Origin of the sequence: Vulcanisaeta sp. JCM 16159, from assembly GCF_001316265.1 — an archaeon.
Taxonomy (GTDB): domain Archaea; phylum Thermoproteota; class Thermoprotei; order Thermoproteales; family Thermocladiaceae; genus Vulcanisaeta.
This window is the reverse complement of record NZ_BBDN01000001.1, coordinates 134,935-154,966: the sequence shown is the minus strand read 5'-3', so window position 1 is coordinate 154,966 and position 20,032 is coordinate 134,935. Positions and strand designations below refer to the sequence as shown.

Here is a 20,032-nt window from a genome sequence, read left to right as displayed (position 1 = left end):
TTACATTCTTCTGAGTTTGGGTATTCCGAGTATATCCATGGCATTTCCAAGTACGGTTCTCACAGCATTCACGAGGTTTATCCTAAACTCCCTAATACCCGGCTCAGCATTAAGTACAGGATACTTCTCGTAATAACTGTTAAACACCAGGGATATCCTATTCACGTACTCAATGATGTTCTCAAGCCTTAACTCCTGGGCAGCCTTGGCGATTACCTCGGGATACTCACCGAGTAGTAATATTAATTCCTTCTCCTCATCAACAACGTTGTCTGGCACCTGGGTTATTCTAGGGATCTCACCGGCTTTCTCGAGTATTCCATTTGTCCTAACGTATGTGTACTGAACAAATGGACCACTATTCTGTCTCAGGTTCAGTACCTTATCCCATGAGAACGTTAAAGGCTTGTTCGGGCTTACCGAGAGGAATGAGTACCTAATCGCGCCGACTGCCACGGCCTCGGCAACCTTACCGGCTTCGTCAAGCGAGAACCTGCCTTTCACGATCTCCATAACCCTATCCCTGGCCTCGTTCAATAATTCATCAAGTGATACGTAAATCCCCTTTCTACCGCTCATCTTCATTCCAGCCAAATTAACCATTTCATAGGAATAATGAATAAGGCTCTTGGCTAAATCATGATAACCCATGCATGTAATGCCAATCTAAGCTGAGCTTGTGGGTGGGCTTGTTCAGAGCCAATAACCCTTATCAACTTATCAAACTTAAAATTGCTCCAGAACCAAAGGGCGTAGGCGATGTCTCTCGTTAGGTATAGGCTCGTCCCGTCGCTCCTGAGTAGGGTGGCCTTCGGTATGTACCTAGGTAGTTTAAGTTCGTTCCAAAGCCCAAGGTCTTGTGCATACCTATCTGCCCTAAATACCAAAGCCCCATTATCTCTCTCCATGTATTGCGGAACCTTCCTGAGTAATTCGTTAATGACCTTAGATACCCCGCCATTATCAACAGCAACCTCGCTCTCGAAATCCCACGAATCAAAGCTTATGCCGAGCCTATCAAGGGTTATCCTAAAGCCCCTGAGCACTATGTCCACTGCTTCCCTAATGACCTTCCTAACGAATTCATCACCCTCCTCATAAGCTCTAGACCACTGCTTAACCATTAATGGAAGATCCTCAAACTTACCTAATCCCTTAAGTAAACCCTCAGTAAGTTCCTTATCCCTTTCCATAAAGTTGTTGATTACGGAAACCCACTCATCTCTCTCGCTAATTAGTTTATTCGCATCCTCATACTTACCCTCGCTCTTAAATTGCTCAATTTGCTTACTCAATCTCTTAATCTCACTCACCGCATATGTTACTGAGTAAATGATGCCCATCACATCATCAGGTTTCCAACCACTATTAATCCTACTTAATACCAGGTCCTTAGCCACGTAATAGCCAATACCGACGTATGGCATTTGATCTCCGCAATCATTAACGTAGAAATGAACCCTGACGGAGGCACCGCAGAACCTTAAAAGCCTAGCCAGTGAATCGCCGAGCACGGCATTCCTACCATGACCAATATGCATGGGTTTAGCGGGGTTCGCACTCGTATGTTCTATTACATAACTGCCCCCTGGACACTTATTAGTAAGACCGTATCTATTACCGAGGTTGTTAATTGCTGACAAAACCATGCCTGTGTAGTTCTTCATATTAACATCAATGTTTAAATAACCATTAACTAATACAGCCTTATTAATTAGCCTTAATTGATTCATTACCTTATTATTTATTATTTCATTAATATTACTATATTCCTTTACGATGTTATGCATTGGGATTGCTAAATAACCATATTGTGACGGTGCCCTTATCACGTTATTCACGTACCCAGTCACGTCAGTACCAATTTCCGTACTTAGAAGCTCAAGAAGTCTCTGCACCTCCCTAATTACTTCATCATAGGATTATTCATTCAAGAGTGTTGTTACTCTCACATATATTAAATGTTTTAGTGTCATTGCTTGGCCATTGGTGTAAGGCTTATATAACCTTATGATCCATATATCACCGTGAGTTCGGGGGGTAGGAGGAGGAAGACTGAGGAGCGCTTTAGGAGGATTCTTGAGCATGAGTACATGCCTAAGGCTGAGATAGTGCCCAAGGAGGAGGTTAAGGAAATACTCAAGCAATTGAATGCTAAGGTGTTTCAACTTCCATGGATTAGGCGAGCGACCCATTGGCTAGGGCCATAGGCGCCAAGCCTGGTAATGTAATTAGGATAATTAGGAAGTCAGACACGGCCGGGGAGTTCGTCACGTATAGGTTCGTGGTTCCAGGCTAATATACAAAGCAATATAAATAAGTTCTTTATAGATTAGTAGGAGCCATGGCTGTTCGGTTTATGGATTATTGTTCTGGAAAAAAAGAGTTTAAATATTAATTTAAGCATGGGGTGATTAATCATGCCGATAGATAATCCTAATGTTGATCGTGGTAAGATGGTGGATTCCGTGTCAATACCGATACTTAGGTCTAAGAGGGCTTACACGGCATTCCCATCATCAGACGATAGGTGGGAGTTGGTAAGGGCATTTATTAGGGAGGGCGGCCTCGTTAGGCATCAGATTGATTCATTCAATGACTTTGTGGAGAAGAAGCTGCAGGAGATAGTTAATGAGAATAACATAATTGAGACTGAGGTTAAGGGCCTCTACATAAAGCTTGAGAGGATTGAGGTTGGTAAGCCAAGGGTTAGGGAGGCAGACGCCAGCGAGCATATCCTATATCCAATGGAGCCAGGCTTAGGAACCTGACCTACGCGGCGCCGCTTTACCTAACAATGGTGCTTTACGTGAATGATGAGGAGGTTGATAGACAGAAGGTCTACATAGGTGACTTACCAATAATGGTAAGGTCAAAGTTTTGCAACCTATACGGTCTTAAGCAGCAAGAGCTAATAAGTAAGCTTGAGGACCTGATGACCCGGGTGGTTACTTCATAATTAATGGTAGTGAAAGGGTCATTGTTTCCCAGGAGGATCTAGCCCCGAATAAGCCGTTTTACGATAAGGGTGACAAGGCCAGCATTACGCATGTGGCTAAGGTAATATCAATTGGCGCCGGTTATAAGACCACGGTCACGGTCGAGAGGCACAGGGACGGTATTATATACGTGACGTTTCCGGCAATAGCCACTAGGATACCATTCCCAATAGTGATGAGGCGCTTGGCCTAGAGACGGACGAGGACATAGTGCTTGCGGTGAGTGATGATGCCGATATACAGAATGAGTTATTACCATCACTACAGTTCTCCGTACAGATAGCCAGCACCGTTGATGACGCATTGGACTTCATAGGCAGTAAGGTGGCCATTGGGCAGCCCAGGGAGGTTAGGATTGAGAGGGCGAAGCAAGTGCTCGATAGGTACTTCCTCCCTCACCTAGGCACTACCGAGGATGCTAGGTTGAAGAAGGCATTGATGGTTGGGCAGATGGTTAAGGGGGTCATTGAGATGTACCTTGGACGTAGGCAGCCTGATGATAAGGACCACATAGCCAACAAGAGGGTTAGGCTCGTTGGTGACTTGATGACTCAGTTGTTCAGGGCCGTATTTAAGCAGGTGCTCCAGGACATTAGGCAACAATTGGAGAGGCATTACTCGAGGGGTAAGATACCGAGCTTGGTTACTCTTGTAAGGGCTGACATAATAACCGAGAGAGTTAGGCATGCATTGGCCACGGGTAACTGGATAGGCGGTAGGACCGGGGTCTCACAGATGCTTGATAGAACTAACATACTATCAACATTGAGTCATCTAAGGAGGGTCGTATCCAACCTAAGCAGGACACAGCCCCACTTTGAGGCAAGAGACCTGCACCCAACCCAGTGGGGTAGGCTTTGCGCCATTGAGACACCGGAGGGTCAAAACTGCGGTTTGGTGAAGAACCTAGCCCTACTCTCCACAATAACAGTTGGCGTTAATGAGGAGGAGGTAGAGAAGATGCTTTATGGCCTCGGTGTTGTCCCGATACTGAAGGCTAGGAAGGAGGGCGTTAAGGGCACTGAGGTTTACCTGAATGGTAGGTTAATAGGTATTCACACCGATCCCGACAAGCTTGTGAGTACGATTAGGGAAATGAGGAGGAGGGGTCAGATAAGTCATGAAATTAATATTGCAAGGATTAGGGACAAGTACTTGGATGAAGTGAGGATTAATTGTGATGGTGGTAGGTTAAGGAGGCCATTGATAATTATTGAGAATGGGAAGCTAAAGCTAAGGCCTGAGCACATTGAGAGGCTGAGGAAGGGTGAGTGGACATGGAGTGACTTAATTAGTAATGGCATTATTGAGTACCTTGATGGTGATGAGGAGGAGAATGCCCTTGTCGCCATTAATCCTGAGGAGGACATGAGCAAGTACACGCATATGGAGATTATACCGTCCGTCATGATAGGCGCCGTTGCGTCTATAATACCATACGCAGAGCATAATCAATCACCTAGGAACATATACGAGGCCGCAATGGCAAAGCAAAGCCTCGGATTCCCAGCAGCCAATTATAGATTTAGGATGGACAGTAGGGGTCACCTACTTATTTATCCTGAAAAACCATTGGTTATAACGAGGGGTATAGAACTCAATGGTTACTTAGAGAGACCGGCTGGTCAAAATGCCATTGTTGCATTATTGACATATACCGGTTATAACATGGAGGATGCCGTAATACTAAACAAGTCAACTATTGAGAGGGGAATGTTCAGGAGCGTGTTCTTTAGGACGTACGAGACAGAGCAAATGAGGTACCCCGGCGGTGAGGAGGATAGGATAGAGATACCATCGGCCGAGGTCAGGGGTTACAAGGGGCCTGAGGCCTATGCGCACCTGGACGAGATGGTATCGTATCCCCCGAGGTATTCGTATCAGGTGGTGAGGTTCTCATAGGTAAGACATCGCCGCCCAGGTTTTATGGTGTTTATACCGAAGCCGTTGTATCTAGTGCGAGGAGGGATTCCTCAATAACTGTTAGACGTGGTGAGAAGGGAATCGTTGATAACGTCGTGGTCACAGAGACAAATGAGGGTTATAAACTTGTTAAGGTCAAGGTCAGGGAGTTGAGGGTGCCGGAGCTTGGTGATAAGTTCGCCAGTAGGCATGGGCAGAAGGGCGTCATGGGTATGATGATACCAATGCAGGACATGCCATTCACGGAGGACGGAATAACACCGGACATAATCGTTAACCCACATGCATTACCGAGTAGAATGACCGTTGGTCAATTACTCGAGTCCATGGCAGGTAAGGTCGCAGCATTGAGGGGCGTGATGATTGATGCGACGCCGTTTGAAGGCGTAACTGAGGAGGAGCTCAGGGACTTGCTCATTAGGTCCGGCTTTAGGTGGGATGGTAAGGAGGTAATGTATAGTGGGTTAATGGGGAGGAGGCTCGAGGCTGACGTATTCATTGGCGTTGTTTATTACCAGAAGCTTCATCATATGGTTGCTGACAAGATACATGCCAGGGCGAGGGGTCCCGTACAGATATTGACTAGGCAACCAACGGAGGGTAGGTCTAGGGAGGGTGGTCTCAGGCTTGGTGAGATGGAGAGGGACGTGTTGATAGCTCATGGCGCGGCTGCCTACTTAGGGAGAGACTTGTTGAGTCCAGTGATAAGTACGTTATGTATGTCTGTGAGGATTGTGGAATGATTGCTTGGTACGACTCCAATAAGGGTAAACCTGTCTGTCCAATACATGGTGATAAGGGTAGGATTGTGAGGGTTGTTGTGCCATACGCATTTAAGTTGTTGCTTCAGGAGTTAATGAGCCTTGGTATTTACCCAAGAATTGAGGCGGGTGATTTAATTGAGGAAAGGAGGGCCTGATAAGGTTTATTTAATGGTCTGTCAAGGGGGTGATGAGTAATGGCGACACAGACAGAGAAGATCTCCATTAGGGAAGAGGAGATACCTCTAAAGACCATAAAGGCCATTAAGTTCTCTATCCTTTCACCAGACGTTATAAGGTCGATGTCGGTCATGGAGATAACGACATCGGAGACCTACGATGAGGCAGGTAGGCCAATGGTTGGTGGATTAATGGACAGGAGATTAGGCGTCGTTGAGCCTGGTGCCAGATGCGAGACCTGTGGCAATCCACCGATAAGTGCCCTGGGCATTTCGGTAGGATAGAGCTTGCAAGGCCGGTAATACATGTTGAGTATGCCAAGTATATACATGATCTGCTCAGGACAACGTGTAGGGAATGTGGTAGAATATTACTTACGGATGAGGAAATTGAGAAGTATAGCAAGAGATTGACTAAGTTAAGGGCCAGGTGGAAATTGCTTGCGGATAGGCTTATTGAGAGGATTAGGAAGAAGGCCATGGAGAGGACCGTATGCCCACACTGCGTGCTAAGCAGTACAGGGTTAGGTTTGAGAGACCGTATACGTTCTATGAGGAGAAGGAGAATGGTGTCTTGGAGAAGCTGGACCAATGAAGATTAGGGAGAGGCTTGAGAAGATTCCGGATAGTGACCTGGAGTTATTGGGCTGGGATCCGAAGCTTGCAAGGCTGAGTGGGCCGTTTTAACCGTGTTGCCAGTACCGCCACCGCAAGTTAGGCCCTCAATACAGCTGGAGACTGGGCAGAGGAGTGAGGATGACCTAACACATAAGCTTGTCGATATTGTTAGGGTTAATGAGAAGCTTAGGACGGCCGTTGAATCAGGAGCACCAAGCAGTGTTGTTGATCAGCTATGGGACTTACTTCAGTATCATGTGGCCACTTACTTCAACAATGAGCTACCAAACCTGCCACCCGTTAAACACAGGAGTGGTAGGCCTCTAAAGACCCTAGCCCAGAGACTTAAGGGTAAGGAGGGTAGGTTCAGGGGAAGCCTATCAGGTAAGAGGGTTGACTTCTCGTCAAGGACTGTAATTAGTCCGGACCCCAACCTAAGCATTAATGAGGTTGGTGTGCCAATTGACGTGGCAAAGGTATTAACGGTGCCCATGACAGTCACTGAGTGGAACCTAGAATTAGCCAGGCAATTGGTGCTCAATGGACCGGAGGTCTGGCCTGGCGCTAATTATGTGATTTACCCAGATGGTAGGAGGGTCGACCTTAGGTACTTCAGGGATAGGCGTGAACTAGCCAATAAGTTAGCCCCTGGATTCGTAATCGAGAGACACTTAATAAATGGTGACATAGTACTATTCAACAGGCAGCCAAGTCTTCATAGGATGTCTATGATGGGCCACATAGTGAGGGTATTACCGGGCAGAACCTTCAGGCTGCACCTTGCTGTTTGTCCGCCGTATAACGCGGACTTTGATGGGGATGAGATGAACCTACACGTGCCTCAGAATGAGGAGGCCAGGGCAGAGGCAAAGACGTTAATGCTTGTTCAGAACCACATAATAACGCCTAGGTACGGCGGACCAATAATAGGCGCTAGGCAGGACTACATAACCGGCGGCTACCTACTGACTAGGAAGGACACATTCATAAACAGGGAATTGCTCATGTACATACTGGCCGCGGCTAATTATGACGGTGAAATAGATGAACCAGCCATAATGCATCCGAAGGAACTTTGGACTGGTAAGCAGGTAATATCAATGCTCCTACCCAAGGACCTAAACTGGGTTCAGCCAACGGCAATTAAGGAGAGTTGCAAGGACCCATATAACTGCTACACTGATGAGTACATATTAATTGTTAATGGTTACATGGCCACTGGGGTCCTTGATAAGAAGTCCATAGGTGCTGAGCAGGTTGACTCGCTATGGCACGTGATAGTTAAGAGGTACGGCAATGACTACGCAAGGAGGTGGGTTGACTCGATACTAAGGGCATTACTCCGGTTCCTGGACCTTAGGGGATTCTCGATGGGTATTGATTCACTGGAGATGCCACCCGAGAGCTATAGGGAGCTTGAGAAGCTCTATGAGGAGAGTGAGAGGAAGGTCCTTGACTATATACAAAAGTATAGAGAGGGAAAACTTGAGGCTGAGCCGGGTTATACAATTGATGAGACCCTGGAGAATGACGTAACAATTGAATTAAGCCGCGTAAGGGAGGCTGCGGCCCGTGTTGCGGAGAAGTACATCAATAAGGACGGCGAAGCCTACATAATGGCTAAGACAGGTGCCAGAGGTAGCATCGTTAATATAACACAGATGGTTGCAATGATAGGCCAGCAGACAATAAGGGGTGAACGCTTAAAGAGGGGTTTTGCTGAAAGAACCACGGCGCACTTTGAGCCTGGTGACCTGGGTCCAACGGCAAAGGGATTTGTTAGGAATAACTTCAAGGTTGGCCTAACACCGCTCGAGTTCTTCTTTCACGCAGCCGGCGGTAGGGATGGCCTAGTAGACACTGCCGTAAGGACTGCCCAAAGCGGTTACATGCAGAGGAGGCTCATTAATGCGTTGCAGGATATTTACGTTGCTTATGATGGGACGGTTAGGAATGCCTCAGGCTCCATAATACAGACTAAGTATGCTGAGGATGGCATTGACGTTAGCAAGAGTGATCACGGAAGGCTTAATTTAGATGAGATATTTAGGAGGGCGGGTATAAGTAGGTGATGGGGATGTCCGAGGTAAAGAACGTGGTCTCCCAGGAGGAAATAAGCAACTTACTGGCGCAGTTAGCTAATATATTACCTCCAAGGATCATTAATGAATTAAAGAGTAAGTTGTCGAATGTGGAAATCACTAGGGAACAATTGGCGAATTTAATAAGGATATTGGTTAATGAATATTATAAAATGCTTGTTGACCCTGGGGAAGCAATAGGCATTGTTACGGCGCAGTCAGTTGGCGAACCAAGCACCCAAATGATACTAAGATCGTTCCACTTCGCAGGCCTTAGGGAATTCTCAATGGCACTTGGTCTACCAAGGATGATAGAGCTTGTTGACGCCAGGAGGAAGCCCTCAGTACCTATGATGACCATATACCTAGACGAGGAACATGGGAAGGACCCAAACAAGGCTCAGGAAGTTGCCTACAAGATTCAGTTAACAACAATAGAAAATGTAACAAAGAGTGTAGAGGTTGATTACATAAATTCGCAAATAATCATTGAGATTGACGAGAACGAACTCAAGCAGAGGGGCTTGAGTATGGAGGATGTTAGGAAGGTTGTTGAGAGGATCAAGGGTAAAGGTGCCCAGGTGGAGATTGAGGGTAATGTCATTAGGATTACGTTGGAGGAGGCCGACATAATAAAGCTCAGGAGAATTAGGGATAAGGTAATGCAGACGAGACTAGCGGGCATTAAGAATGTTAAGAAGACGTTGGTTAGGTATAAGGATGGTGAGTGGATAATAGAGACTGAGGGCACAAACCTGGAGGCTGTCCTCACGATAGACGGTGTTGATTATAGGAGGACAATAACTAATGATATTCATGAGGTCGCGGAGGTACTGGCATAGAGGCCGCCAGGACCGTCATAATGAGGGAGTTAAAGAAGGTCCTTGATCAACAAGGTCTGGATACGGACATTAGGCACTTAATGCTTGTTTCCGACGTAATGACTTGGACAGGCAGGGTCAGGCAGGTTGGTAGGCATGGTGTTGTGGGTGAGAAGGAGAGCCCGCTGGCCAGGGCTGCCTTTGAGGTTACGGTTAAGAACCTAGTTGAGGCATCGATTAAGGGTGAGCCTGAGAACTTCAGGGGCGTTGTTGAGAGCGTACTCGCCGGTAAGTACATACCCATTGGCACCGGCATTGTTCAGTTACTAATGGAGTTTGAGTAAAATATTATCTCACTTATCGTTGGCATTAGGTTTAAATAGGGTTTTTTTCAGGGCTGTCTTGAATGATTGATATTTCACGAGAACTACAGGTAGCGTTGAACACAGGTAAGGTGACCCTTGGTTATAGGGAATCACTTAAGGCAGTAATTGATGGATCGGCGAAACTAGTAATAATAGCGTCAAATGCGCCCGCTGACGTTATGAATACAGTGCAGCATTATGCAAAGATCTCAAATGTGCCAGTATATGTGTTTCAGGGATCAAGCTGGGACCTTGGCGCAGCTGTTAGAAAGCCCTTCAAGATCTCAACAATAGCCATAATTGACCCAGGAGAAAGCAATATATTGACTTTAGCAGCACAACGTACCGGGTGATCATAATGCCAAGCATTAGATTAACAGAAGAGGAAATCAGGTACGTGGCATTGTTTGAAAAGATAACTGGGATAACGCCGAGGGATACGGTAATTGATTCTCAGTATAATAGGATAATATTCATTGTTGATAAGAATTTTGCGCCGCTTGCCGTCGGTAAAAATGGTATTAACATTAGGAAGCTAAAGGAATTAACGGGTAAGGATGTCGAGGTAGTCGAATACGGAGAAACACCTGAGGAACTAATTAAGAACAGCCTATATCCAGCAAGGGTTATTTCAGTGAAGATAACCAAGTTACCAAACAATGGCAGCATTGCCATAGCCACAGTACATAATGAAGACAAGGCAATAGCAATAGGTAAACAGGGACGAAACATAAACAGGGCCAAACTACTGGCTAAGCGTTACTTCGACATTGACAGAGTAAAAATAGTATCACCGGAACAAAGCCAGTGACGTGAGGAAAAAGTAAATAAGCACTTAAATCAACGGTGATAGCAATGCCCGGTAAAAAAATCACCACTTGGCATGTTCGCAGCAAGGGGATTGAAGGAGAGGAGGAAGAGGTTTAGGTGGAGTGATACATATTATAAAAGGAGGGCTCTTGGTATAGCCAAGAAATTCGACCCACTCGAGGGCGCGCCAATGGCAAGGGGAATAGTCCTTGAGAAGGTCGGTGTTGAGGCAAGAAAACCAAACGCTGCCGTGAGGAAATGCGTCAGGGTCCAAATAACTAAGAATGGTAAGGTGGTCACGGCATTCGTGCCGTGGGACGGCGGCTTAAACATAATAAATGAGCATGATGAGGTTATAATCGAGAGGATAGGCGGCCCTGAGGGTAGGGCTTATGGAGACCTACCCGGCGTTAGGTTTAGGGTTATAATGGTTAATGGCGTTAGCCTAAAGGCGATTTTACAGGGTAAGAAGCAGAAACCCGTTAGGTAATTTAATAGATTTATGGATTTTTATATATTTAACTTAGTCCTCAGATTCTTGATTATTATCATTACCTTGATTGATAGATCCTGTGTAATTACCTTCGTTTTTCTCTTCATGCTCACCAACGGGCTTTATAGTTATTAATGGTTTGTGAGCAACATTGGGTGGTCCCTTGGGGTTGGGCTTAACCGTGTAGTAAACGGTTATTGATACTGTGTAATTACCTGGTGTTAAGTACACGGTATACTCATCCCTATGTAGATTGAGAATTAATGTCTGATTACCAATGGCTACAACAACTGTGAAATTACTAAAGACGTCATCCAAGCCTTCATGGTGAAGTTCAATCTTGAAGTATCCCGAGGAGTTAACGTATAGATATGCCATGGCCTTAGCGGTGCCGCTCATTCCTGGTGTTAGGTTACCGAGGTTTATGTGGGCAGCAACGGTACTGTACGTAGGAGGTGGTGGTAGGATTAGGTGATAGCTTAGGTAGCGAGTACGCCATTCATGTTTGCGGCAACAGCCATGCCGCTGAGTCCTGCGAGGAAGGCCAGTGCTATTAATAGCCAGGTCTTCATATTAAAAAGAGAAATTGATCGCCATTTAATAAAAGTTGCGCGACATAAGTATTTAAAGAAGATTATGCTAGACATAATTTAAAGTGATGTAAAGGTTTCCGGCCTGACAAATTGATGACATCACCCCTTACTGATGGCAACTCAACCCGCCTTATACTCCCTTAACTCGTCACTAAATACTCTATCGAATACGTTGAATGCCTCATCACCATAAAGGCAAATAATTATCCTCCTCACACTCCTAAGGTCCGATGCCTCTCTCTTAATTGCCTGCGCCATTATCCTTGCCGCATCCTCATATGGGCACCCGAATATACCGGTACTAATTGCAGGGAAGGCTATGCTAGTTAATCTCAATTCCTCAGCCTTCCTAAGCGAGTTTGTGACTGCATCATCAAGCTTCTCAATGGGCTCAACACCGCATCTAGGTCCAACGGCGTGAATCACGTATTTAGCCTTTAACTTACCCGCACCGGTAACGGCAACACCACCAACCGGGACAGGACCATGCTTCCTAACCCACTCCCTGGACTCCTCCTGAATAACCCAACCACCCCTCCTAACAATGGCTCCGGCAACACCACCACCGTGTTCAAGATATGAATTAGCGGCATTAACAATGGCGTCAGCCTCAATTTCTGTTATATCGCCCTTAGTTAACTCCACAGTGACTCCATTGGGAAATCTGAAGCTGGGCATATACAATATTTAACTTAATAAGGCATCCTTATATGCATTAAAGTGTAAACTTTATAACTGGCTACCTACCCAGTTACTGTAGGTAGCCAGTGCTCTTTGATCCAAAGCCTAAGGAAAGAAGAGAGGATTTGTTTGATAGAGATGATGAATTGAACAAGCTCAGGACTGGGCTTGATTATCCGGTTACTTTATTGCTTGGTATAAGGAGGAGTGGTAAGTCGTCATTAGTTAAGGTGCTTATGAGTGAGGAGAAAGACGTAATATGGATATACCTTGACCTGAGGAAGTATGAGGCCATGCATACATAACCTATAAACATCTATTAAACGAATTTGAGAGGGCATTAAATACTTGGCCGAAATTCCTGAGGGAATTACTGCGTGGAATTCGTGGGGTGATTATTTCAGGGTCTGGGTTTGAGATTAGATTAAGTTGGGGTAAAGATAGAGTTGAGCTTGCTGATTTATTTGATAGGTTGTCCAGCATTAGTGAGCGTGAAGGCCGTAGGGTTATAATCGTGTTTGATGAGTCCCAGGAGCTTAGGAAGCTGAAGGGGTTTAATATACTGTATCCGCTTGCCTATGCATACGATAATCTTAAATTGAGCTTCATATTTACTGGGTCTCAAATCGGCATGGTTTATAGGTTTTTAAGACTTAAGGATCCAAGTTCGCCATTGTTTGGAAGAGCAATGTTTGAGGTTCGCGTAAATCCATTTACAAAAGAGCAATCAATTGAGTTTCTTAAGACCGGGTTTAGGGAGGTCGGTATTTCCGTAAGTAATAACATACTTGAAAGTGCATATAATGAGCTGGGTGGTATACCTGGTTGGTTAACGTACTACGGCTTTAATTACCTGCAATTCGGCAATCATGAGGAGGCGATAAAGAGGACGCTGGAGTATGCAGTACAACTTGTTAAGCAGGAATTTGAAAACTTCCTGAAGGGTAGGGAGGAGGCTAGGGAACGTTATTGCGTCATAATGAGCCTATGCAAGAATGGATGTAGGTGGAGCGATGTCAAGAGAATGCTGGAGGCTAGGGAGGGTTATCGCATTGATGATAAGAAAGTAACAGAGTTGATACAAAACCTAGTGGATTCATCATTTCTGGTTAAGGATGGTGACATCTATAAGCCAAGTGACCCATTGATAGCTAGGGCATTTTAAATGCCATTCACCCAAATAGAGGTACCTTGGTACGCTTCGGCGGCTTGGGTACAGCAACCCATAAAGCACCTGATATAAATGCCAGTACAAGCACTATTAGCAGGGCGTGTTCTAGGGCGCCGATCTCGCCATAAATGGGCACGTAATACTGCGCGAGCAATCCTGTTATTAATGAGCCAAGAACATTACCGCCTGTAACCGCGCCATTCCAGACAATAGACGTCGCCCAACTAACCTGTTCCCTCGGGAATAAGTCTCCAAGTACGGCCATTATCAATGGGAAGTTACTGAGTACGAAGAGTATGGCGAAGAATGCGAAGATTAGGTTTCCCGTGTATATGAAGGCTATGAATAGTATGGCAAAGGCGAATGTTGAGAAGGAGGCCATGAACCTCCTACCAACCCTATCACTTAACCAGCCGAGTATTGGCTGACCTACTATAGCTGAGGCAAGCAATATCGATAGGACCTCACCGTAGGTTATACTAAGTTTTATGCCAAGCACCTTATTTATGTATATGCCAAGGAATGTCTGTATACCCTGCCCAGCGGTATTCCTAAGCAATGTTATTAAGAATAGTAATATTATTAGCATTATTGATGCCTTAAGGGCCCTGGAATTACTAGGTGGGTCTCTCCCGCCGTCCTTTCTTTCGTAAGCCTTAATATCGAATTTGTAAATACCATATAATAATACTACGAGACCCACAATAAAGGTTGTCAGGGCGAGTAGCCATAAGTTATAAACGGCACTTACAGTACCTGCAAACACAAGTATTGACCCAATTAATGGGTATAGCGTCCTACCAAGACTCCCAAATGCGCCGTTTATGCCCAGGGCAGAGCCGGCGGTTCCACCATAGGTGGCCGATAATAATGCACTACCTATTGGGTGATAGTAGGCGGCGCCTACACCGGCTATAACAACGCCTATATACACGAGGTATAGATTATGTGTCAAGAAGCCTATTGCTGATAGCCCGATGGCGAATGCCCATAGGAACATGCCTAATGCCATGGCCCTCATGTGGCCACCAAGCCACTTAATGCTAAGGGGTACCAATGGACTCGCTATTGCTGATACTGCGGCATAGAGTGCTGATAATAATCCAATTATTGCATAGTTAACGCCCATTTGATTTAGGACAGGAAGTATTATTCCGGGTATTAGCCACATGTTTCCATCATTAATGAAGTGCCCTATTGATGTTAATCCAAGTATTGTTGCCCTATCTTTGCTTCTTTCTCCCTGTATCATTAGCGTTAGGGCTACCCTAATGCTTTTTAAACCAATCGCGTCTAGCGAGAATTCATGAAACGGGTAATGAACCACTAACAGGCGCGTAATGCACATAAATTAATCAATGCAGTGGGACACGATGTCGAAGGTAGTCTTCCTAATAATGAGTGACGACGTTAAGATGGATCTAGCACTAACGATGGCCGCAAATACGGTCGGTACGAATAGGTATGAGGACTTCAGGGTTATCTTTTGGGGCCCTGCCCAGGAAAGGCTTCTAAGGCTTGAGGGTCCTGCTAAGGATAATTTTGAGAAGTTGTTAAGGCTGGTGCAGTTGATAGTGCATGCATTAATTATGCGAGGAATAAGGGAATAGACCAGCAGCTAACTAAGATGGGCATTAAATTGCACCCTGCCGGTGATAGGGTGGCGTATTACATAAACAATGGGTATCAGGTATTGGTATTTTAAGTTAAGTATATACTGAGGCTTCGATTAAACCCTCCTTAATTTCTCGATATTCTCTAGATTTATTGCACCAAGCCTATTGCCATTCTGATCATATGCATAGACCTTATTATCCTCCTCATCACGCACAAGCTTATGCTTACCACTGCATATTGGGTATGTGTCACTCAAACCACACATGCATATCCACACTGACTCACCACTTGGTGTTTTATATTCGTAGGGTCCCTTTGCTGTGTGAAGTATTATCCTCACGAAATTCATACTGGGTAGTGCGCCATTAAAAGGGTTGTTACTAAGTTCGGGAATAATGATGAATTATTATTGATATAAAATAACCAATTCTTTACCAATTATTAACGAATACGGTGCTTACTTAATCAAGTAATTCTCAAGATTAGGCAATTCCAATGGGGTTAGGTACTGAATTCTTAGTGCGGCGACCCTATTGCCTAGGTTACATGAATCTTCAGGGCTTAGACCTCGTAATATACCAGCTATGTAGGCTGCATTAAATGCATCACCAGCGCTATTGTAGTCACCACATTACCCACATTATGAGCTTGGCAATGCCTAATTAAGCCATTACGCACTAAAACGGCACCCTTACTACCCAACTTTACTACAGCAATAGCGTCAGAACCATGCATAGCGCTAACAAGCCCCGTTATATCACCAAATAACCTTCTCATCTCCTCCTCATTCATAAAGACAGTATTTACTGATTTAATTAGATCGATTATGAGGTCTTCATTGTTAATGGAGGGTCCCGTATCGAGGAAAACAGGTATTGAGCGTTCATGGGCGATTCTGGCGACTTCCACGAATGCATTAATAATGTTCCTCGTAAATGCTGCGTAAAAACCATTGATAAAAATGGTTCTTGAGACCCTAATAATGTTCTCACTAATATCGCTGATTGTTAAGTCCTTACCCACTCCTAGGTAACCCACGAATGCGTGCCCGCCAGTACCAATAATGTTATTGGATATTGTCGTGAAACCATGCACCCTTTTCATGAATCCTGTATACACACCATTATTACTAAGGTAATTAATGAGTATGTCCGAGAAGGGGTCATCACCAACCCTATCAATAACAGCGACTTTAAGACCGAGTTTACGCGCAACCAAGGCCGTTGTGCATGCACCACCTGGTGATAACGCGATTATATCGGATACAGAAACGTCACCAGCCCTAATTGGTAATTCCCTAACCCTATAATAAATATCCAAAACACAGTCAGAGATTATTACCAGATCAAATTTATCCTCATTACTTCTCATGTTCCCACGCACTAATGCTAATTCCCTTACCAGTCTCAACACCGATTAAGTACCAGACGAGGGAAGCTACGAAACCAACACCGAATATCGTAACCGCCAATGCTAGATACAAACTCACTGGCAGGTAAGACGACAGGAATATTACTGGTATCGAACCACCCAACGACATAACCCTAACAGCCGCAGTGTAGGAACCCCTGCGCCTCGTAACCCAATACTCAGATTTCAATGTATCTTCAGTTAAGAAGTACGTATTTACGAGTATTGAGAATAATACGAAGAGCACCCAGAAGATGTATTGATTATTCACGAGACCACTAATTAATGATAGTATAAGTACTGAGGTAACTAGAGATCCCAACGATGAGACGAGTAACAGTAATTTCCTACTAACTCGATCAGCGAACATACTTACCGGTATTCCGGAGATAAAGGATACCACTGAGAAGGTGAAGATAAGCCAATTAGTGAGACTGGGGAAATAGTAAGGTCCGAAGGTTAATACCATTAGTGTGAAACCGGCAGTGTATGACCAGCCAATTAAGCCTCCAATTACTACCCTAATTGGTAATGGTGGTAGCCTTATGGTTTTTCGATTACCTTCCTCTAAATTAAGTCCCTGATCCTCAGGAATAACCTTCCTAGTCCTGAGCCAGTATGGTGATTCGGGAATTAATGACCTAAGTAGGTAAAGCACTAGGATTATTACGAGTATTGTCAACCCAAGTGCGAGTTTTTGAAGCGTCACTGACGTTATATTGGCCAGGGCCAAGGCAGCAGCTAAAACGCCGCCAAAGTTCGTGAAGTTAAGAATTAGGTAGACAGCACGACTCCTGACACTGCTTGGGAAATATTCATGGGATGATACCATGACCGTGTTATACTCACCGCCAACGGCGAGCATTAATATGGCTATGGAAAATAGCAAGAATGCATAGTTAATACTGAGTATTAGACTCAGGGAGCCCACTACGTACATAATTAACGATAAGTAGAGGCTCCTTCTCCTACCAATGGTGTCCGATATGGGTCCCATTATAGCACCGCCAATTAGTAACCATAGAGGTGGCCAGACAGATAGTAGGGCAATTAGGGCCCTCGGTACTGAAACCCAGTTGGAGGCTATGTAGGCTATGGAGTATACGTAAGCCTCAATCGTGGTGCTTATGGAAAATACCGTGAAAAATAACGCATGCGCTTCATTCCATTTTTCACTAATCATCATGATAGGATATACATCCTATTTATTAAATACTTCCCAACACGAACCCGCTAATGAATTAAAGCATGATTTGCGCAAGGAATATTAATTAATCACGATCATTAATAAATGATGGATTTATCGTTGGTTTTGGGTATTGTTGGGCCTATAGTTACTATTGTTACGATTTTGGGTACGACGCTTTATTGGCTTGGTGGTAAGTTTAGGGAGATTGACATGAGGTTCCAGCAGATAGACGAAAGGTTTAGGCAAATCGACAGAAGGTTCGAGGAAATAGATAAGAGATTCGAAAAGATAGATGAACGCTTTAATGAAATAGATAAGAGGTTTGACGTAATCGAGAGAGATTTGAAGAGTTACGTGGACACCAGGTTTGGTGAACTCAAGGGTTATGTTGATTTAAGGATTAATGAGTTGAAGGGTTATGTTGACTCAAAACTTAGTGAGTTTAGGAATTACATGGATGGAAGATTTAATAGGCTCATTAATGTTATTTCTGGCCAGAATGAGTTCATCACCGAGTTTCTCGGTTTTAGGGGTGTTCTTGATAGTAAGGATGTAAGTTTCGTTAAGGCTACGCTGCGCAGTATGATTACAATGGCTATTAATCCGCTTACAGAGGCTGAGAAGAGGAGGTTGCTTGAGCTCATTGATAAGGATGAGTTAACGCTTGAGGAGGCCGATGAGTTACTGCAGTTGGCTAGGAAGTTCGTCATGGAGTATGGTGATAAGGGGCCTGATGTTTGGAAGTTGTTATGGTACGCGGCGGCAATGCACGGTATAACGCTTAGGAAACTTGAAGAGAAGAAGGCGAGGGAGGGTCAGGGAAGGGGTTCTGGTGAATAGTTAGGGTTTTAATTGCCTGGGTTCGTTGGTTCTCTCGTGAAGATTGATCTTGGTAAGGATTGGGTTGACTTCGTGGTTGAGAATGAGGATGACCTATACGTAATTTACCTACTAATTGAACCTGGAGATATTATCTATGGCTGGACTGTTAGGGAGTTTAGGGGTAGGGAGGGTTCCAGGGGTGAGAGGGTTAGGATATATGTTGGCCTTAGGGTTGAGGAGCTTGAGTACCACGCCTTCAGGGGTACGCTTAGGGTTAGGGGCGTGCTTATTGAGGTTCCTGAGTGGTTTGAAGGTGCCAGGGGTAGTCACCATACGATGGAGTTGTCCTACGGGCTTGAGTATAGGTTAGTTAAGCCTAATGGGATTGATAGGGAGTTCATTGGCAAGGTCCTGGATATGTTCAGTGGGGCTTCAATAAGTGTGTTGTTGGTTTCGGTCTCCATGGAGGAGGTCGCTGTTGCTCATATTCGTAGGTTTGGTAGGGAATTGCTTGGGACGATACCAATACAGGGCAGTGGTAAGGAGGGTGAGGATTCACTTGATAGGTTTAGGAGGTCACTTAGGAATGCGTTTACTCAGGTTAAGCAGTGGGTGCAGGTTAGGAGGCCGACGCATATCGTGGTTGTTGGTAATCACATGACGCTTTCAATTGCCAGGGACGTTATTAACGATGAACTGAACAAACTTGGCATATCAATTATTTACCATGAGCAGGGTGAGGGTGGTTTAGCGGGTATTTATGAGTTTGAGAGGGTCGGTGTTGATGTTCTTAGGAAGTTGAACATAAGCCTTGGGCAGGAGTATGTGGATGAAGTATTCAATAGATTAGGCATGAATAATGGATTAGTCGCAGTGGGCATTGACGAGGTTAGGAAGGCACTTGAGTTTGGCGCTGCTGAGACGATGATAGTCCTCGATGAGACATATAAGGAGAGGGGTGGTGAAATGAGGGATTTAATAAGCATGGCGCTTAAGACCAGGGCGAACCTCGTAATAATACCGTCAAGCACCGAGGGTGGTGAGAAGTTGAGAAGCATCGGTGGTATTGCCGCACTACTTAGGTTCCCTATTTCTTCTCAGCCTTAGTGCTGGTTCCCGGCGATCCCTGGTTTATTATCTGCGTTACCTTATCATAAGCCTCCAGGATGAGTACCATTGACTTGACGAGCTCATTTATCCTATCAATATCCTTAGTCTCCTTAAGCTCGTTATTAATCATCACCAACCTCTCATAGAGTGTGTCTCTAATGTCCATGAGACCGTACTTAATCATGACCTCCTTCTCCTCAGCGTCAGACCTAACAATAACTACAGGCCTATCACAATTGGCGCAGTAATACTCACCAGTCTTAAGCCTAAGCAGTGGGGTACCGCAGACTGGGCATGTATAACTAGTCAGTGTTGCCCCAGCCCTAATTAACTGAGCCATCTTCTTAGCGACCAAGTCCCTACTACTAACACTCACGTTGCTAGGCTAA

The 20,032-nt window shown here is 44.9% G+C and carries 16 protein-coding genes and 5 pseudogenes; 12 read left to right on the top strand and 9 right to left on the bottom strand.

What is annotated here, in order from left to right:
• The gene (gene argS / locus JCM16159_RS13215; RefSeq protein ID WP_367834186.1) at positions 1–603 is read right to left on the bottom strand and encodes an arginine--tRNA ligase; all 603 of its coding nucleotides are present in this window, start codon (positions 601–603) and stop codon (positions 1–3) included.
• Positions 604–632: 29 nt separating this feature from the next.
• Complete coding sequence (locus JCM16159_RS00850) at positions 633–1,898, bottom strand: arginine--tRNA ligase (RefSeq protein ID WP_367834185.1); 1,266 nt, start codon at positions 1,896–1,898, stop codon at positions 633–635.
• A gap of 129 nt (positions 1,899–2,027) precedes the next feature.
• On the opposite strand from JCM16159_RS00850, the pseudogene JCM16159_RS00845 reads away from it, so the two are divergent.
• From JCM16159_RS00845 to JCM16159_RS00815, 7 genes and pseudogenes are all read left to right on the top strand, one after another.
• Positions 2,028–2,299, top strand: a pseudogene (locus JCM16159_RS00845) (DNA-directed RNA polymerase subunit H).
• Between the two features lie 157 nt (positions 2,300–2,456).
• A pseudogene (locus JCM16159_RS00840) lies at positions 2,457–5,841 on the top strand (DNA-directed RNA polymerase subunit B).
• 39 nt (positions 5,842–5,880) lie between these two features.
• Positions 5,881–8,552, top strand: a pseudogene (gene rpoA1 / locus JCM16159_RS00835) (DNA-directed RNA polymerase subunit A').
• A gap of 23 nt (positions 8,553–8,575) precedes the next feature.
• Positions 8,576–9,726, top strand: a pseudogene (gene rpoA2 / locus JCM16159_RS00830) (DNA-directed RNA polymerase subunit A'').
• A gap of 62 nt (positions 9,727–9,788) precedes the next feature.
• On the top strand, positions 9,789–10,100 hold the full coding sequence (locus JCM16159_RS00825) for a 50S ribosomal protein L30e (protein WP_054856627.1): 312 nt from the start codon (positions 9,789–9,791) through the stop codon (positions 10,098–10,100).
• A 5-nt stretch (positions 10,101–10,105) separates the two neighbouring features.
• Positions 10,106–10,558, top strand: a complete 453-nt coding sequence (locus JCM16159_RS00820; protein WP_054853275.1) for a NusA-like transcription termination signal-binding factor — start codon at positions 10,106–10,108, stop codon at positions 10,556–10,558.
• A 72-nt stretch (positions 10,559–10,630) separates the two neighbouring features.
• Positions 10,631–11,047, top strand: a complete 417-nt coding sequence (locus JCM16159_RS00815; RefSeq protein ID WP_054856626.1) for a 30S ribosomal protein S12 — start codon at positions 10,631–10,633, stop codon at positions 11,045–11,047.
• 33 nt (positions 11,048–11,080) lie between these two features.
• Here JCM16159_RS00815 and JCM16159_RS00810 read toward each other — a convergent pair whose 3' ends face one another.
• Positions 11,081–11,449: a hypothetical protein gene (locus JCM16159_RS00810; RefSeq protein ID WP_243665463.1), complete on the bottom strand. Its 369-nt coding sequence runs from the start codon at positions 11,447–11,449 to the stop codon at positions 11,081–11,083.
• A gap of 314 nt (positions 11,450–11,763) precedes the next feature.
• A complete protein-coding gene (locus JCM16159_RS00805; protein WP_054856625.1) occupies positions 11,764–12,321 on the bottom strand; it encodes an ADP-ribose-binding protein in 558 nt (185 codons plus the stop codon).
• A gap of 89 nt (positions 12,322–12,410) precedes the next feature.
• On the opposite strand from JCM16159_RS00805, the gene JCM16159_RS13210 reads away from it, so the two are divergent.
• Both JCM16159_RS13210 and JCM16159_RS00800 read left to right on the top strand, forming a co-directional pair.
• A complete protein-coding gene (locus JCM16159_RS13210) occupies positions 12,411–12,629 on the top strand; it encodes a hypothetical protein (protein WP_243665462.1) in 219 nt (72 codons plus the stop codon).
• 86 nt (positions 12,630–12,715) lie between these two features.
• Entirely contained in the window at positions 12,716–13,489 is a 774-nt protein-coding gene (locus JCM16159_RS00800) for an ATP-binding protein (protein ID WP_243665461.1), read from the top strand.
• Between the two features lie 7 nt (positions 13,490–13,496).
• Here JCM16159_RS00800 and JCM16159_RS00795 read toward each other — a convergent pair whose 3' ends face one another.
• Positions 13,497–14,822: an MFS transporter gene (locus JCM16159_RS00795; protein ID WP_243665460.1), complete on the bottom strand. Its 1,326-nt coding sequence runs from the start codon at positions 14,820–14,822 to the stop codon at positions 13,497–13,499.
• Between the two features lie 46 nt (positions 14,823–14,868).
• Between JCM16159_RS00795 and JCM16159_RS00790 the strand changes: the two genes are divergently transcribed.
• Positions 14,869–15,105 (top strand): hypothetical protein, encoded by a 237-nt coding sequence (locus tag JCM16159_RS00790; RefSeq protein ID WP_243665459.1) that lies wholly within the window; start codon positions 14,869–14,871, stop codon positions 15,103–15,105.
• Positions 15,106–15,224: 119 nt separating this feature from the next.
• Here the strand turns inward: JCM16159_RS00790 and JCM16159_RS13205 are convergent, their stop codons facing one another.
• The 3 genes and pseudogenes from JCM16159_RS13205 to JCM16159_RS00775 all read right to left on the bottom strand — a co-directional run bounded on the left by JCM16159_RS13205 (position 15,225) and on the right by JCM16159_RS00775 (position 17,708).
• Entirely contained in the window at positions 15,225–15,461 is a 237-nt protein-coding gene (locus JCM16159_RS13205) for a hypothetical protein (RefSeq protein ID WP_243665458.1), read from the bottom strand.
• 108 nt (positions 15,462–15,569) lie between these two features.
• Positions 15,570–16,483: pseudogene (locus JCM16159_RS00780) on the bottom strand (carbohydrate kinase family protein).
• Positions 16,473–17,708 (bottom strand): MFS transporter, encoded by a 1,236-nt coding sequence (locus JCM16159_RS00775; RefSeq protein WP_054856624.1) that lies wholly within the window; start codon positions 17,706–17,708, stop codon positions 16,473–16,475. Before JCM16159_RS00775 ends, JCM16159_RS00780 begins: the two are co-directional and overlap by 11 nt.
• 105 nt (positions 17,709–17,813) lie before the next feature.
• On the opposite strand from JCM16159_RS00775, the gene JCM16159_RS00770 reads away from it, so the two are divergent.
• Positions 17,814–18,551 carry a hypothetical protein gene (locus JCM16159_RS00770; protein WP_243665457.1) on the top strand — a complete coding sequence of 246 codons (738 nt, stop codon included), beginning with the start codon at positions 17,814–17,816 and terminating at the stop codon, positions 18,549–18,551.
• Positions 18,552–18,587: 36 nt separating this feature from the next.
• Positions 18,588–19,640 carry a pelota family protein gene (locus JCM16159_RS00765; RefSeq protein ID WP_054856622.1) on the top strand — a complete coding sequence of 351 codons (1,053 nt, stop codon included), beginning with the start codon at positions 18,588–18,590 and terminating at the stop codon, positions 19,638–19,640.
• On the opposite strand, the gene JCM16159_RS00760 is transcribed toward JCM16159_RS00765, so the two are convergent.
• Positions 19,621–20,019 carry an Sjogren's syndrome/scleroderma autoantigen 1 family protein gene (locus JCM16159_RS00760; RefSeq protein WP_054856621.1) on the bottom strand — a complete coding sequence of 133 codons (399 nt, stop codon included), beginning with the start codon at positions 20,017–20,019 and terminating at the stop codon, positions 19,621–19,623. The two genes, JCM16159_RS00765 and JCM16159_RS00760, sit on opposite strands and share 20 nt — an antisense overlap.
• Positions 20,020–20,032 lie beyond the last annotated feature (13 nt).

Bases quoted from the DNA above. Each gene is read 5' to 3' on its own strand.
- JCM16159_RS00775 (WP_054856624.1), bottom strand. From the start codon at position 17,708: ATGATGATTAGTGAAAAATGGAATGAAGCGCATGCGTTATTTTTCACG.
- JCM16159_RS00810 (WP_243665463.1), bottom strand. From the start codon at position 11,449: ATGAGCGGCACCGCTAAGGCCATGGCATATCTATACGTTAACTCCTCG.
- JCM16159_RS00790 (WP_243665459.1), top strand. From the start codon at position 14,869: ATGTCGAAGGTAGTCTTCCTAATAATGAGTGACGACGTTAAGATGGAT.
- JCM16159_RS00815 (WP_054856626.1), top strand. From the start codon at position 10,631: ATGTTCGCAGCAAGGGGATTGAAGGAGAGGAGGAAGAGGTTTAGGTGG.
- JCM16159_RS00805 (WP_054856625.1), bottom strand. From the start codon at position 12,321: ATGCCCAGCTTCAGATTTCCCAATGGAGTCACTGTGGAGTTAACTAAG.
- JCM16159_RS00770 (WP_243665457.1), top strand. From the start codon at position 17,814: ATGATGGATTTATCGTTGGTTTTGGGTATTGTTGGGCCTATAGTTACT.
- argS (WP_367834186.1), bottom strand. From the start codon at position 603: ATGGTTAATTTGGCTGGAATGAAGATGAGCGGTAGAAAGGGGATTTAC.
- JCM16159_RS13205 (WP_243665458.1), bottom strand. From the start codon at position 15,461: ATGAATTTCGTGAGGATAATACTTCACACAGCAAAGGGACCCTACGAA.
- JCM16159_RS00820 (WP_054853275.1), top strand. From the start codon at position 10,106: ATGCCAAGCATTAGATTAACAGAAGAGGAAATCAGGTACGTGGCATTG.
- JCM16159_RS00825 (WP_054856627.1), top strand. From the start codon at position 9,789: ATGATTGATATTTCACGAGAACTACAGGTAGCGTTGAACACAGGTAAG.